The sequence below is a fragment of the Gluconobacter sp. ESL1110 genome (genome assembly GCF_058107395.1).
This window is the reverse complement of sequence record NZ_JBYLUK010000007.1, coordinates 652,156-666,505: the sequence shown is the minus strand read 5'-3', so window position 1 is coordinate 666,505 and position 14,350 is coordinate 652,156. Positions and strand designations below refer to the sequence as shown.

13 protein-coding genes are annotated in these 14,350 nt (G+C 56.1%); 4 read left to right on the top strand and 9 right to left on the bottom strand.

Features of this window, described 5'->3' with window-relative positions; all coding sequences use genetic code 11:
• Positions 1–42: 42 nt before the first annotated feature.
• The 5 genes from AC3B6F_RS07135 to AC3B6F_RS07115 are packed head-to-tail and all read right to left on the bottom strand — an operon-like array spanning position 43 to position 4,664.
• Positions 43–1,449: a nucleobase:cation symporter-2 family protein gene (locus tag AC3B6F_RS07135; protein ID WP_489823828.1), complete on the bottom strand. Its 1,407-nt coding sequence runs from the start codon at positions 1,447–1,449 to the stop codon at positions 43–45.
• Positions 1,450–1,455: 6 nt separating this feature from the next.
• Entirely contained in the window at positions 1,456–1,788 is a 333-nt protein-coding gene (uraH, locus tag AC3B6F_RS07130) for a hydroxyisourate hydrolase (protein WP_426066668.1), read from the bottom strand.
• Positions 1,785–2,309 (bottom strand): 2-oxo-4-hydroxy-4-carboxy-5-ureidoimidazoline decarboxylase, encoded by a 525-nt coding sequence (gene uraD / locus AC3B6F_RS07125; RefSeq protein WP_489823827.1) that lies wholly within the window; start codon positions 2,307–2,309, stop codon positions 1,785–1,787. Before uraD ends, uraH begins: the two co-directional genes overlap by 4 nt.
• A complete protein-coding gene (gene puuE / locus AC3B6F_RS07120) occupies positions 2,306–3,205 on the bottom strand; it encodes an allantoinase PuuE (protein WP_426066666.1) in 900 nt (299 codons plus the stop codon). Before puuE ends, uraD begins: the two co-directional genes overlap by 4 nt.
• Positions 3,206–3,218: 13 nt before the next feature.
• Positions 3,219–4,664: a SidA/IucD/PvdA family monooxygenase gene (locus tag AC3B6F_RS07115; RefSeq protein WP_489823826.1), complete on the bottom strand. Its 1,446-nt coding sequence runs from the start codon at positions 4,662–4,664 to the stop codon at positions 3,219–3,221.
• A 178-nt stretch (positions 4,665–4,842) separates the two neighbouring features.
• Here AC3B6F_RS07115 and AC3B6F_RS07110 point away from each other — a divergent pair, with 178 nt between their 5' ends.
• Both AC3B6F_RS07110 and AC3B6F_RS07105 read left to right on the top strand, forming a co-directional pair.
• Entirely contained in the window at positions 4,843–5,751 is a 909-nt protein-coding gene (locus tag AC3B6F_RS07110; protein WP_211568001.1) for a LysR family transcriptional regulator, read from the top strand.
• A 79-nt stretch (positions 5,752–5,830) separates the two neighbouring features.
• Positions 5,831–6,316 (top strand): cupin domain-containing protein, encoded by a 486-nt coding sequence (locus AC3B6F_RS07105; protein ID WP_415573796.1) that lies wholly within the window; start codon positions 5,831–5,833, stop codon positions 6,314–6,316.
• A 65-nt stretch (positions 6,317–6,381) separates the two neighbouring features.
• On the opposite strand, the gene AC3B6F_RS07100 is transcribed toward AC3B6F_RS07105, so the two are convergent.
• Together AC3B6F_RS07100 and AC3B6F_RS07095 are read right to left on the bottom strand one after the other, a co-directional pair.
• Positions 6,382–8,490 (bottom strand): protein-disulfide reductase DsbD family protein, encoded by a 2,109-nt coding sequence (locus AC3B6F_RS07100; RefSeq protein WP_489824003.1) that lies wholly within the window; start codon positions 8,488–8,490, stop codon positions 6,382–6,384.
• A 136-nt stretch (positions 8,491–8,626) separates the two neighbouring features.
• The gene (locus tag AC3B6F_RS07095; protein ID WP_489823825.1) at positions 8,627–9,691 is read right to left on the bottom strand and encodes an SDR family oxidoreductase; all 1,065 of its coding nucleotides are present in this window, start codon (positions 9,689–9,691) and stop codon (positions 8,627–8,629) included.
• Positions 9,692–9,798: 107 nt separating this feature from the next.
• Here AC3B6F_RS07095 and AC3B6F_RS07090 point away from each other — a divergent pair, with 107 nt between their 5' ends.
• Together AC3B6F_RS07090 and AC3B6F_RS07085 are read left to right on the top strand one after the other, a co-directional pair.
• Positions 9,799–10,215 (top strand): winged helix-turn-helix transcriptional regulator, encoded by a 417-nt coding sequence (locus AC3B6F_RS07090; RefSeq protein ID WP_489823824.1) that lies wholly within the window; start codon positions 9,799–9,801, stop codon positions 10,213–10,215.
• A 194-nt stretch (positions 10,216–10,409) separates the two neighbouring features.
• A complete protein-coding gene (locus AC3B6F_RS07085) occupies positions 10,410–12,758 on the top strand; it encodes a mechanosensitive ion channel family protein (RefSeq protein ID WP_489823823.1) in 2,349 nt (782 codons plus the stop codon).
• A gap of 52 nt (positions 12,759–12,810) precedes the next feature.
• Here the strand turns inward: AC3B6F_RS07085 and AC3B6F_RS07080 are convergent, their stop codons facing one another.
• Both AC3B6F_RS07080 and AC3B6F_RS07075 read right to left on the bottom strand, forming a co-directional pair.
• Positions 12,811–13,152, bottom strand: a complete 342-nt coding sequence (locus AC3B6F_RS07080) for a hypothetical protein (RefSeq protein ID WP_034880755.1) — start codon at positions 13,150–13,152, stop codon at positions 12,811–12,813.
• Between the two features lie 95 nt (positions 13,153–13,247).
• The gene (locus tag AC3B6F_RS07075) at positions 13,248–14,258 is read right to left on the bottom strand and encodes an aldo/keto reductase (RefSeq protein WP_489823822.1); all 1,011 of its coding nucleotides are present in this window, start codon (positions 14,256–14,258) and stop codon (positions 13,248–13,250) included.
• Positions 14,259–14,350: the final 92 nt, after the last annotated feature.

The window sequence follows — 14,350 nt, the reverse complement described above, 5'->3', positions numbered from 1 at the left end:
AATCAGGCCAAGCCACCTGAGAAAGCGGAGTTCTCCCCTTTCTCAATCCTCAACAGACAATCCCATAAGAATACGCTCATCCGGCAAGTCTGCTGGAACAATCTCAGCATCCGGATCAATGGCCAATGTCCGTCGAACATTGAACAGCAGATTCAGGAAAATCGCTGACAGTGCTCCAAGCGTAATCCCGCTTCCGAACACGATCTGTGCCCAGACTGGGAACGTATCCGAAATATGGGGCTGCGCTGTCGCCAACATTCCAAGACCGATACTGGTTCCAACAATAATGACATTGCTTTGACGGTTGAAATCCACCCGCGTCAGCGTCTGCACGCCAACAACCGCCACCGTCGCAAACATCGCCAGCGCCGCGCCACCCAGCACAGGTGATGGAACAGCCGCCACAATTGCCCCGAGCTTTGGCAGGCACCCCAGCAGCATCATGATGACAGCCGCAGACGCCACAACCCAGCGACTTTTTACGCCCGTCATCCGAACCAGACCGACATTTTCCGCAAAGCAGGTATAGGGAAAAGAATTGAAGACCCCGCCTAGCAGCGTTGCAATCCCATCAGCCCGCAGCGTCCGCGCAATATCCTCGCGGGTAATGGTTTTCCCAACGATTTCACCCGTCGCATAAACATTGCCGATCGTCTCCACCATGGTGATGACCATAACGATCACCATGGAGAGGATAGGTACGATATGGAAAACCGGCGTCCCGAAAAAAAACGGCTGCGTAATGGACACGAGCGGCGCAGACGCTACACCCCCAAAATGCGCATCCCCCATCAGCCAGGCTGCCAACGTCCCTACACAAAGCCCGATCAACACGGCAATTGTTGAAATAAATCCGCGGAACACACGTTGCACGACCAGAATGCTCGCCAACGTCCCCAACCCGTAGCATAAACTCCGTAGCGGAACCCGATCCTGCACCAGACCCGGACCATGGCCGGATACGATGTCATTCGCGGCTACCGGAAGAAGCGCCAGACCAATCACGAGAATGATCGACCCCGTCACCACAGGCGGAAAAAATCGAACAAGTTTTGCAAAATGCGGCGCTAGCAGCAGCGTCACAATACCCGCAACTATGACAGCCCCATAGATCGACAGCAGCCCTGGTGTTCCACCACCAACAGCAGAGCCAATGGCGATCATCGGCCCAACCGCCGTAAACGTTACTCCCTGCAACAGAGGCAAACGAACACCCACCGGACCAAACCCGACAGACTGCAACAGAGACGCAATCCCACAGGTAAAAAGGTCCGCATCAATCAGATGAATCAGCGTTTCCTGTGGCAAATGCAAAGCCCCCGCCACAAGGATCGGCACAATCACCGCTGCTGAATAAAACGCAAGAATATGCTGGAAACCATAAGCCCCCAGACGCCAGAGCGGAAGCTTCTCATCAACCGGATGCACCGCAGAAGAATCAGAGGCCATCAGATCTCAACTTCCACGGTAGGTGGAATATCCGTATGGCGCAGCAAGCAGAGGAACATGCGCATGCACGCCCTCCCCCAGACCGAACACAATCGGGACAACATCCAGAAAAGGCGGATCAGACAGCACATGCCCCGCCGCCCGGAAATACGCACCAATCTCGAACTCCAGACGATAGGTGCCGCGCTCCAGCGGGATCTCCCGCAAAGCAGGACAGCGCCCATCGTGGTCCGTCACGCCTTCGAAAAGAACAGCGTCTTCCTGAAAAAGACGGAAAGCCACCCCAGCCGCCGGACGACCCGAAACCGTATCCAGAATATGCGTGGATAATGAGCTCATGATGTCACCAGATCTTTCAGTCTCAACCCTGCAATCGCATCAATCTGCGAGAGAGCCTCTTTCAGTTCCGCCTCGGGCGTCCCGCCCAGACGACGTTCCATTTCATCCATGATGACCGTCTTGGCCACCTGACCCGGCGCTGCAACTTTGCGCACGCAGATCACAAACGGCATCAAGAACGCCTTCCCATAGGTCGCATTCAGCGTCTTGAACCGCTCGTACTCCGCAGGCGTCAGACGATCCAGCCCGGCAGAGGCCTGCTCGGATGCAGACTCCGCCGTCAGATCCGGATCAATCCCCGCACGATGCCCAAGCTCAGGATGCGCCCGAACCAGTGCCAACTGAGCCTCCTCGCCCGCATTCCGCACAACGTCAGAAAACGTCGCAAGCATGGCGTCCACATCCGCAAATGGCCGCGCTGCCAGAGCCCCTTCAGCCACCCAGGGCGAATGCTCGTAAAGTCCACCAAACGTCTGGACGAAAACATCCGGCGTCAGACCATTCACATCAGAAATCTTCATGCCGGATGCACACTCATCCAGTGCCGGGCAATATCAAGCCGGGACGCAACCCAGACATCCTCATGGGACGCCACATGTTCCAGAAAACGCTGAAGCGCCAGTGCACGCGCAGGCTTACCGGCCAGGCGGCAATGCAACCCAATGGACATCATACGCCCCCCTTCCGCATACAGCATGTCAAACGCATCCCGCAGATACCGGAAGAACTGCTCGCCCTCGGTAAAACCATTGAGCGCCGCAAACTTCATGTCATTTGCATCAAGCGTGTAAGGCACGATCAACTGCGGCTTGCCATGGGTACGATCATAGTACGGCAGATCATCCGCATAAGAATCGGCATCGTAAACAAAGCCGCCGTCTTCCACGACTAGGCGGGCAGTGTTCGGGCTGGTACGGCCCTGATACCACCCCAACGGACGCTCCCCGACCACTTCGGTATGAAGCGCAATCGCCTCACGGATATGCTCGCGCTCCACGTCTTCCGGGAAATCCTGATAATCAATCCAGCGCAGACCGTGCGTGGCAATTTCCCAGCCGCTTTCCTTCATGGCCGCCACCGCATCCGGATTGCGCGCCAAAGCCTTGGCAACACCGAACACGGTTGTGGTCATGCCAGCCTTTTCAAACAAGCGATGCAAACGCCAGAATCCAGCGCGACTCCCGTACTCGTAAAGGCTTTCCATCTGCGCACAACGCGCGCCAACGATGGATTTCGTCCCGACCATTTCAGACAAGAAAGCCTCAGACCCTGCATCTCCATGCAGAACCGAGTTTTCAGCACCCTCTTCATAGTTGATGACGAACTGAACCGCGATCCTTGCACCATTTGGCCACTTCGGATCAGGCGGCGTTCGGCCATAACCAATCATGTCACGGGGATAGGTATTCGTGCTCATCTGTGCTGCCTCATCAAACCGTTGGCGGATCAAGGCTAATCAGTTCTTCCGTGTCATAGGACAGCAGACTCTCCAGATGCTTCTCGCCATCCTCAACAAACAGATCACGCGCAATACCGCGTGTCAGCTTCTCAACGCCAAAGCGCATACCACTGATGGACGCCCCTGAAAGACCCATGCTGGGCATGGATGCAAACGTAAAGTTGTAGATTGCCGCCAGCATCGGTGCCTTCGGATCGGCCGGATCTTTTGGCAAAAACTGGAAACGCTGGCCCAGATACGGATGGCTGGACAGAAGCGTGCTTTCCTCTCCTTCCGGCGGCGTAAAATGATCGCTCCACAGCATCACGGAATCTGCAAAATCCTGTGTCTCCGGACGGTGCTTCAGATCAATCGAGAAGCCTGTTCCGATAATAAGGAAGTCGAAGCGCATCTCGCCATTGGGTGTTTCCACCACGACCTCGTCACCGTCCATCCGCGCAGACGTCCAGGGCGCACCCGGATGGAAAGCGAAATTCTCATGCTTGCGGCAGCGCCAGAACGTATCCTGCGGCGGCGGCTGGTTCAGATTGTAGATGCAGCGCATGAAGCGCCAGCGGGTCAGGTCCGGCAGTTCTGAAAAATGTGCAAGAAAGCCTGCATTTTCCATCCAGCGATACGGGTTGATCGCTGGAATCTTCGTACGGCGCAGACACAGATCCACACGCCCCACACCGGATTCCAACGCCGTCGCAGCATTGTCAAAAGCAGACGCACCAGCACCCAGAACGCCGATCCGCTTACCCTTCAGGGCTGCGAAATCAATATCTTCATGCGTATGAGCATAAACCGACTTCGGAAGGTTCTTCGAAATAAACGGCGGGACAAACCATGTGCCACCACCATCAATCCCCGTAGCCAGAACCATCCGACGCGCCCAGCGCTTCGTCTCGACACCGGCAACATTCCGGAATGTCAGACGCAGCAGGCCGTCCGTCCACTCCACATGCACCAGTTCCTGGTCGTTGACGACTGGCAGCTCAAGCGTGTCACGCACCCAGTCCAGATAAGACTGCCAGTCGTGCCGCGAAATCTTGTCGAGCGACTGCCAGGCCTCCTTGCCATACCGCGCTTCATACCAGGACTGCGGCGTCAGATTGGGAATACCCAGATCCGGCCCCGTGACGTGTTTTGGCGTCCGTAGCGTAATCATCCGGGCAAACGTCACCCACGGGCCTTCCCCACCCTTCGATGCCCGCTCGAAAATCTGCACATTCGTCACACCCTGACGACGCAACCCGAAACAGGTCGTCTGACCGCCCTGGCCGCCGCCGATAATGGCAACGTCCAGAACGTCTTCCCCATATTTCTGAACCGGAATATTCCAGTTTCCCGTCGCATACCTGATCTTTGCCAGATCCTCATGAACCTGCGCCGAAAGGGTGACCAGGCCGTCAGTCGGGGAGGGGGGAAGGGTCATGAATCTCTTATCCTAAAGAACAGGCACAGGATCGTGGTCTTTCATAAGGAATGACCAGAGTTTCTTCCTGTGTCAAAATGACAGGATTCACCTGCCTCTCTGAAGTGTTTCATAGAGGGGTATTCTCGTATATCTCAGAAAAACGTCCCTGCCGTTCTCGAAAAAAGAGCGTATCTCCATGCCGGTTTTTTCACGCTTCCTCCGTTACTTCCTGTCCGTTGCCCAATACGGCTCGATCCGGAAGGCCTCCGAACATCTCCGGATCGCGGCATCTGCCATCGACCGGCAGATCCTTCACGGTGAGGAAGCTCTCGGCACCCCGCTTTTCGAGCGCCTGCCCAGCGGCCTGCGCCTGACAGCCGCCGGCGAGCTTCTCTATACAAACGGCAAGCAATGGATGCGGGAAATGCAGGAAGTCCGCACACAGCTTGAAGATATGCGCGGATTAAGACGTGGCCAGGTCGATATTGCCCTCCCAGATGCTCTGACGACCGGCTTCCTCCCGCGCATCCTGAAAGACCTGCGCAAAAGCCACCCCGGCATTACAATCTGCACGCATGTTCTGGACAACGCTGTCATTCAACAGGCACTCATCAGTGGAGAAGTGGACTTCGCACTCCTCCTCAACCCCACACAGGCCCGTGGCCTGCTGGTTCGAACCCATATCGACTACCCGCTAGGCTTCATATGCCTGCCAGATCATCCGGTCGCTCAACAAAAAAGCGCACGATTTAGCATCTGTGCAGAATATCCGATGGTCATGCCTCAGCAGCCACTCGCCCTGCAAAGACAAATCGAAATTCTGGAAATCGACAGCAATGTCAGCGTTCAACCGGTCGCCGCGTCCGACAATATCCAGATGATCAAGTCTCTGGTTCTGGAAGGTGTGGGATTGGGAATTCTCAGCATGCTGGACGTCATGAAAGAAGTAACAAGCGGCGAACTGGCGTTCGTTCCCATTTCTAACCGGGATGTCTCCCCCCTGACGCTCGCTCTTTGCGTCGATCAGGCCCGCCAGCTTTCCGGCGCCGCACGGTTGGTCATTGCCGAGGTCGAAAAAACATTCCTGGCGCCATTGGAAACATAACACCTCATCACGCTGAACGGCAGGTCAGCCTCCGCGTTAGGAGCGACAGGCACACGCCAGCATACATGAGGAACAGACAATGTTTTCCTTCAGGACACTCTCTGCCGCAGCCTTGATCTGTACTCTGGCAGGAGGCTCCGCCCTCGCGCAGACGGGCAACGACGTTCGCATCATTCCGGGCGCCGACGCCGTAGCTTGGCAACCAGCACCGCCCATGTTCCCAAGCGGAACGCGCATGTCTTTCCTCTATGGCTCCGCTGACAAAGCCGGACCATTCACCCTGCGCGTCATGATCCCGGCAGGCTCTGTCATCCCGCCCCATACCCACAATATGGACGAAATGCTGACTGTTATCGGCGGCAGTATCCACCACTATATCGGTCCAGCGATCACAACAGATCAGGACAAGGTTCTAACGGCAGGCGGTTTCGTCCATCTGCCTCCCAATGTCCCACACGCCCTGAAAGCCGGAACCCAGGGGGCCATCGTGCAGGTCTCTGGCACAGGTCCATTCACCATGACCTACGTCAACCCGCAGGACGACCCGCGTCACACCAACCGCTAAACCACAAAAAAGCCCTGCTCCCGAAGAAAGCAGGGCTTTTCCCGTTACTGATCCCAACCGAGCAATCAGTGACCAATAATATCCAGAACCATACGCGGCGTCAGGATCTGGGGCAGAACAACTTCCGCACCATGCTTTGGCGGATAGTAGACATATAGCGGCACGCCATCCCGTCCATGAGCCTTCAGATAGGCCGAAATACCGGCATCCCGGTTCGTCCAGTCTCCTTTGAGATAAGCAACATGCCGTTCGGAAAACGCCTGACGAACGGATGCAGTATCCAAAGCAACACGCTCGTTCACCATACAGGTAATGCACCAGGACGCTGTCATATCCACAAAGACAGGCTTTCCATCAGCTCTCAGATCAGCAAGGACCTTGTCCGAAAACGGCTGAATAAGATTATCCGCAGAAGTCATTGTCGTCGAAGCAGCGGAAACCGGCTCGGCCAGACTCCGCGCCAGAACACCCCCGCAGACAACCATGCACAGTACAGCCACAACCCGGCAGAACAGCACCGTTCCGCGCCCACCTTCACGCATCGCCCGATGCTGCCCCATTCCATAAATCCAGGCGGCAAAACCCAGCAGCACCAACCCACCGCCAGCAACCACAACGAAATTCGTGCCACGCTCGATCGTCGCAACCCACAGAAGCCACACACAGGTCGCAAGCAGCGGGAAGGCCAAAGCCTGTTTCAACACACCCATCCAGGCCCCCGGCTTCGGCATCCGGGAGGCCAACCCCGGAACGCTCGCCACAAGAACATAAGGCGCGGCCAAACCAAGCCCCATCGACAGGAACACGAGAAGCCCCATCAAAGGCGGTCCGCCCAGGGCTCCTGCAATGGCAACGCCCATAAATGGTGCGGTACAAGGTGTTGCAACAATCACAGCCAGAAGGCCTGTCAGCATATCACTCGCATGACCTGCGCCATGAGGATGCAACTGCGCCAGACGCCCTGCACTGATTTCAAAAACGCCCAGCAGATTGAGCGCCATGCCGAACAGCAACCAGCAAACACCCACCACAAACCCGGCAGACTGGAACTGGAAACCCCACCCGGCCGCAGACCCCGCAATGCGCAGCCCGATCATGACGATTCCAAGAGCAGCAAACGCCCCCGTTACGCCCAGCGTGTAAAAGAAAGCACTCTGAAGATGCACACTACGTCCTACTCCGCCCATTCTGGCCAGAGACAGGGCTTTCATGGCCAGAACCGGGAAAACACAGGGCATGAGGTTCAGGATTAGGCCACCGACAAAAGCAAAAGCCAGAACCCGGAACCAACCTGCGCCTGTCGGAACGGCATCCGCAGAAACAGGCGCGGATGAAGTGGTCGGAACGGCCGCAACCACACCAACTGTTTGACTTGCTGAAATTTCGATCGGACTTTCCTGTCCCGCCTCATCTTTCAGAACGACCAACCCTTTAAGGGGCTGATCACGATGAGCCGTCTTCAGGAATTTCAACTGCAAGGACAGCAGCCCGTCTTTCACCTTGAAAGGCTGAGAGACGACCTGATCGATTACCCCTCCCTCAGCAGGCAGGAACCACGCATCGGAAACCGCCGCAGGAGACAGGCCCTTGCCCTCCAGCGTCAAAAGTCCATCCGCAGACACTTTCGCCTCGAACGGAGACGGAATTGGCATCTTCGCATCAACAGCCTGAAACAGACCCGCCTGTGCCCCAGCAGGGGCTGCCCCTTCCGCAGCGGGAAGATTTAACGTGAAGTCACCACTTTCGGGAATGCAGACTTCCGCGCAGACAAGCCATTCAGCATGGGCGTGCAGCGTCGTTGGTCCTGTCCCCTGCAGGGCCAGATCGGCAGGCAGCAACACATCTCCGACATAAGCGTAGGACATAAGACCGCCCTCGCTCAGACGCACAGGCATCGGCCAGTGAATCGTGGATGTCTTGCCGGTCGCGCTGCCCTGCGCCGTCACATCGAGTGTCGGTGTGTCGCCTGCATCGCCGGGATTGAGCCAGTATGTGTGCCAGCCGGGCTTGAGCTGAAGTCTCAACCCAACCCGCAGCTTCTGATCCGGACCAACGGCATCCCTGTCCGTGACCAGCGTTGCCGTATCATTGGCAGAAGCCACCGCAGGGCTTTCTGCCGCAAAAGACGGCTCACTGGTTCCCAGACCACATATCCCTACCGCTAGCAGGGCCAACAGACTTAATACGCGACGCAAGGCAGTCTCATTCCCTCAGGATAAAACAGGACAGCCTGCATAACACTCTGTGTCAGAGAAAACAGCGCCTTTTCGTAAAACAGGACCAATTAAATCCTGTTTTACGTCGTCTCCCTCAGGGAATCAGTTTTTCAGCCCGCAAACGTTCGAACAGATCGAAGAAAGAGTCCGGCGTGTATTGCCACCCCTCAAAACCCGCCAAGCGGCTCTTGGAAAGATCCGTCACACACTCGACAGGCCGCCCCAGATCCGCATCCGTGTGCCAGGCGGAAACAAGGCGATCCATCCGCCTCTCAACCAGTCCATACGTCTCACTGATCTGCGCCCAGAGTTCTCCATCCTGAGACAGGATGTCTTCAAGAGATGTCGCATGACCCGGATAAGGCGCTGCTTCCAGCCCGAACCAGGCCGCCAGACGCGGCCAGAGCCACTTCCAACGGAACACATCTCCATTGACGACATTGAACGCCTCATTACGGCCGCCTTCAGACGTCGAAGCCCAAAGCAGCTGTCGCGCCAACTGACGCGCATCTGTCAGATCCGTCAGGCTGTTCCACTGAACATCGGAACCGGGAAAGACAAACGGGCGCCCTGTTTCGCGGCAGATCGTCGCATAAACGGCCAGCGTGCTGCCCATGTTCATCGCATTCCCAACCGCATAGCCGATAATAGTGTGCGGACGATGCACGCTCCAGGAGAAGCCATATTTCTCTGCAGCCGCATACAGCACGTCTTCCTGATCGTAATAGAAATTCGCCAGCGGAAGTCGCGGCATCTCTTCACGGAAAGGCGTCTGAGGGGGTTCACCGGAAGCATAAGCCTCAAAGGGACCAAGATAGTGCTTCATGCCCGTTGTCAGGGCTGCATGCTCCAGCTTTTCCGGAGCAGGAAGCGCCTCAAATATATTCCGAACCATCGCTGAGTTGACCCGGCAATTCTCTTCTTCCGTCTCCTGTCTGAGCCAGGAGCAGAAGAAAACATGCGTAGGCGTCAAAGTCTTCAGGGCCAATTTCAGATTTTGCAGATCCAGCAGATCCGCCGCAATCGGCAGAACACCCGCCATATCATGCCGGGGGCGACGGGCCAGCCCATAGACCGTCCAGCCTTCTGCCACGAGACGGGCAGCCAGATTTTGACCGACAATACCTGTCGATCCAACAACAAGAGCAATCCGGGACATCAGGGTCTCCTCTCCGGAAAAGTGGTTCGCCCTCCATTTGCCCCCTTGGCGAACAGACTTCCAGACGGCACCGTATTGTGCCCTGGATACCAAAAGGTTCCCATAAAATGACCCGTTCTCTGCCTAAACACTACCGACAGGCCCCCTTTGCCGAAGACTGCTCCCCAAGAAGAGTGTTGAGACTTTTCAGCGGAAAATGGACCACCATGATCCTCCACACGCTGCATCTTCTGGGTGGCCATTCCCGTCCCGGACAGCTTCAGCGCAGCATCCCGGGCCTCTCAAAAAAAATGATGACCCAGACCCTGCGAGAACTGGAAGATAAAGGACTCGTCAGCCGGCAGATCCACCAGATCATGCCCCCAAACGTGGACTACAGCCTGACACCGCTCGGAAAAATCTTCGTAGAACCTATCGAGCAACTTTATCTCTGGGGAATCGACCATGCCGATGCCCTCGAAGCCCTTGAAACAAACGAGCGTCTGGCTGGCACCACAACAGATCCACTGGAAGCAGCAGAATAGAGCATCACGTTTTGGACAGAAGGCCCCGTCCTGTGGCACTCCTGCTGGCAATGGTGCGCGCAGACGCACACACCCGTCTCCCTTTCCCCGGCCTGCTCCGGCTCCACGGTATACAAGGACATTCCAGAGCGATGTGTTCCCCTTCACGGCCCGCTCCGTCACGGACACCCCCTCGAAGGAACCACCATTCCTTCATGGCCTTCCTGATTTTTCTGACGGCTTTGTTCGCAGCCCCTTCAGCTCAGGCAGAAGCACCAACGACCAAGACTGCACCTCAGGCCACCACAACGGCTCCGCTCTCCGCGCAGGAAGCACAACAACTCCTGAATGTTCTGAACGACCCCAAGCAGCGTGACGCCTTCACACACACGCTGTCCCTCATGGCTCGCGGCATCAAAGAAACACCTGCGGCCAGTGCGCCATCTACAGACACGAAAACACTTCCGGACGTCTCCCCGGAAATTGGCAACGGATTCAACAGTGTCCGAACCCAGTCCATGGGGTATGTCCACAACTTTCTGAATCTCTTCAAAGATCTGGGTCTCGTTGGACACTGGTTTCGCACGCAGCTTTCTACCCCCGAAACACGCGCGCCGATCCTCCATGCCTTCGGAATTGCCTTCATTGTTATCGCCTGCGGGCTTGCCGTAGAACGTGTCGTAGCGCTGATGCTGCGAAAACCACTCCAGGAAACGACCCAAAAGGCCCAGGCACAGGAAACGCGCAACGCTCGCCAGCCCCTCGAAACGGACGCGGAAATCACAGCAGCAGCCCCTGCCGGCAATCCCAACCAAACCCGCGCGGAAGACCAGCGCAGGCAGGTGGAAACTCTGCGCTTTCTGGCCCGCATCCCCTATTCTTTCCTCCACCTCCTATTGAAAACCGTGCCAGTTCTGGCTTTTCTGGTCGTAACCGTTCCTTCCATATGGGTCCTACCCATCAGTGACCGCACAGCGAACGTTATCCTGACACTGGCTTACTCATACGCTGGTGCCCGCGGTCTTTACCTTCTGGTTGAAACAGCATTCACACCCCGCTCACCAACCATTCGCCTTCTTCCCGCCAGTAATCCTACGGCCTTCATGGTCACCCGCTGGTGGAATGTCCTGGTTGCGGCCCCCGCTATCGTCATCTGCCTGTCGGAACTGGGAGCGCAATTCAATCTAACCCCCCGCGGTACGGACGCCATGATCCGTGGTGTCGTTCTGGTTGAGCATATCCTGATTGCCGCCTTTATCTGGCGTATCCGGCACATTGTCAGTCGTGCCCTTCAACCCAGCACACTTGGCAAAAAAACCGGCATGTGGACCGTCATTGCCGCCATTACCCGGCTGTGGTGGGTGCCAGCGATGTTCCTGGATATTTCCCTCTGGATCGTCTGGGCTGCCCATCTTCAGGGCGGCTATGCCTGGATTCTAAAAACAACAGGAACAACCATTGCCGTTCTGGTGCTTTCCCGCCTTGGTGCCGTGCTCGCCTATGGCCTTCAGGACCGTTTCTTTCGGGTCAATCCGCAGCTTGAAGAACGCTTCCCCGAACTCCAGAAGCGGGCAGACCGCTACTATCCCGCAGCACGCGCCATTCTGACGGGCGCCATTCTATTTCTGACTCTTGTGGCCATGACGGAAGCCTGGGGGCTGCCCACCTTTGGCTTCTTTATCCGTAATGCGCTGGGACGACGCCTGACCGACACGGTTCTGACCCTGCTGATTGCCGTCACCGTTGCTGCAGCCATCTGGGAAGTGGTCAATCTCGTTCTCAACCATCAACTGACGTCTTTCGAAACATCCGGCCAGCGATCCCGCGCAACACGCCTCCGGACGGTTCTTCCTATTATCCGAACGGTTCTCCTGGCCATCATCATCATCATCGTTGCCGTCACGACCCTGTCCCAGATCGGGATCAACGTCACTCCGCTTCTGACAGGTGCCGGTATTCTTGGTGCAGCGATCGCCTTCGGCTCCCAGAGCCTTGTGAAGGACTTCATCACCGGCTTCTTCATGCTGGTGGAGGACGCCATTCAGGTCGGCGACTGGGTCACTACAGGCGGCGTTTCAGGCACTGTGGAAAATCTTTCCATTCGAACCGTGAAGGTGCGCGACATCACGGGTGATCTGCACATCATCCCGTTCTCATCCGTATCCTCAATCGCCAATACGGCCCGTGGTTACAACCAGATCGTCATCAAGCAGCAACTCGACCTATCCGAAGATCTGCCACGCGTCTCAGCCATCATGTCCAAAGCTATTAAGGAAATGCGCGCCGATCCGGTCTTCGGCCCAATGATCCTGTCCGACTATACAGATCTCGGCGTGGACCAGAGCGATAGTGGCGGCGCAACCTTGATCGGCAGCATCCGCACGACACCCATGATGAAATGGAAAGTCAAACGCGAGTTCAACCGCATCGTGACGAACCGTTTTGCAGAGGAAGGCGTCAAATTCTACACACCCACCGCCTACACCACGACGCCCCCCGGCAACGCCATGCAGTTTCATGTTGCCAATGACACTGGCCCTCAGCCAACTCCCGAGACTCCGTGACACGACAAAACGGAAATGCCTCCTTCAGAGGCATTTCCGTTTCTGGTCTTTTTCAGAAATTCGGGAACAGTGTGACGGAAACAAGAGACAGGTAAAAGAGCACTGCCAGAAGAATGTGGCAGACATAGAGTGGTGCAACCAGATAGCCCTGCTTCCGCGCCCAACTCATCAGAACACCGAACGCTATCACGGCAATCGCAATCGCGACATTCAGCATAAGTCCCCGCTGCCCCTGGACCAGCGCGATCATCATAAAAATTGAACCAATCAGTGCAGCCCCAACATGGATTGGCTTCATGACCCGAAGCGGCCGTCGCCCCTGCAGGACATTGATCCCCAGCCAGGTTCCTGCAATCACCGCGACAGTAAAGCACAATGTTGAAATACCCAGCATCACCAATTCTCCTTCGTGACATATACCGGCCATAGTAGCGGATTGGTGATCAGAAAGATCGCAAGTGTTCGTGTATGCCGTATTCTATAATACTTTCAGCTTTGAGAACCGGGAACATTGGTGCCTGTTCCAGTCGGAAGATAGGGCACAATCAATGCAATTTCAGCAGCCGTAAGCTGTATCTCCGCTCCCCGAAGCAGATCATCAACCTGGTCCGGGCGCCGTGCCCCAAGAATTGCTCCCGTAACCTCGGTTCGACGCAAAACCCATGCAATGGCAATGGCTGCAGGTGTGACCCGATGTCTCTCAGCAATCTGGCGGAAGACATCTACCAACTTAAGACACTGACTAAGACGCGGCTCCTGAAAATCTGCACTTCTCGTCTTTCGCCAATCATCATCAGGAAGAGCCTGAATCCGCTCATTGGTCATCTTGCCGCTCAGAAGACCCGATTGCAGAACCGAATAAGGGAGAACACCAATATCCATGGCTGCGCAGAACGGCAGAATCTCCGTCTCCACATCCCGCATCAGCGCTGAATAAGGTGGCTGAAGGGAGGCAATGGATGTTACGGCCAAGGCACGGTTTAACTGCGGCACATCAAAATTAGAAACCCCAATCGCCCGGATTTTTCCTTCGGCCTTCAGGTGATGCAAAGCCAGCAGAGCATCTTCCAGACCTTCATCTGGTCCACTCGGTGGAAAAGAGGGCCAATGAATCTGGTACAGGTCGATAGCTTCCGTTCCCAGTCGCCGCAAACTGTCTTCAACCTCCCGCCTCAGCGATGCTGGCAAAAGAGAATGCGTAATTTCCCGAGTCTTCTCGTCCCAAACCAGACTACCTTTGGTAAAAACCAGCGGACGACGGGAAGGCGGAAAGCGTTTCAGCAGTTGCCCGACAACTGTCTCCGCATGGCCAAGACCATATACAGCCGCCGTGTCGATCCAGTTCACACCCTGATCCACGGCATATTCCAGCGTTGCCAGACTATCCGCATCATCCTGTGCGCCCCAGCCGAACTCCCAACCAGGACCAGCAATCGCCCAGGTACCAAGGCCAATGGCCGAGATTTCCAATCCGGACGTTCCGAGTAAGCGGCGTTTCATAACAGGCTTCCGTTTTATGTTCGAACGTCACTGTCTGCAAAACCCACTGTCCTGATAAGCCATTGTCTCTTTCATGGGTTCATGAATACCAT

Coding starts and splice junctions, on each gene's coding strand:
- AC3B6F_RS07135 (WP_489823828.1), bottom strand. CDS start 1,449: ATGGCCTCTGATTCTTCTGCGGTGCATCCGGTTGATGAGAAGCTTCCG.
- uraH (WP_426066668.1), bottom strand. CDS start 1,788: ATGAGCTCATTATCCACGCATATTCTGGATACGGTTTCGGGTCGTCCG.
- uraD (WP_489823827.1), bottom strand. CDS start 2,309: ATGAAGATTTCTGATGTGAATGGTCTGACGCCGGATGTTTTCGTCCAG.
- puuE (WP_426066666.1), bottom strand. CDS start 3,205: ATGAGCACGAATACCTATCCCCGTGACATGATTGGTTATGGCCGAACG.
- AC3B6F_RS07115 (WP_489823826.1), bottom strand. CDS start 4,664: ATGACCCTTCCCCCCTCCCCGACTGACGGCCTGGTCACCCTTTCGGCG.
- AC3B6F_RS07110 (WP_211568001.1), top strand. CDS start 4,843: ATGCCGGTTTTTTCACGCTTCCTCCGTTACTTCCTGTCCGTTGCCCAA.
- AC3B6F_RS07105 (WP_415573796.1), top strand. CDS start 5,831: ATGTTTTCCTTCAGGACACTCTCTGCCGCAGCCTTGATCTGTACTCTG.
- AC3B6F_RS07095 (WP_489823825.1), bottom strand. CDS start 9,691: ATGTCCCGGATTGCTCTTGTTGTTGGATCGACAGGTATTGTCGGTCAA.
- AC3B6F_RS07090 (WP_489823824.1), top strand. CDS start 9,799: ATGACCCGTTCTCTGCCTAAACACTACCGACAGGCCCCCTTTGCCGAA.
- AC3B6F_RS07085 (WP_489823823.1), top strand. CDS start 10,410: ATGGCCTTCCTGATTTTTCTGACGGCTTTGTTCGCAGCCCCTTCAGCT.
- AC3B6F_RS07080 (WP_034880755.1), bottom strand. CDS start 13,152: ATGCTGGGTATTTCAACATTGTGCTTTACTGTCGCGGTGATTGCAGGA.
- AC3B6F_RS07075 (WP_489823822.1), bottom strand. CDS start 14,258: ATGAAACGCCGCTTACTCGGAACGTCCGGATTGGAAATCTCGGCCATT.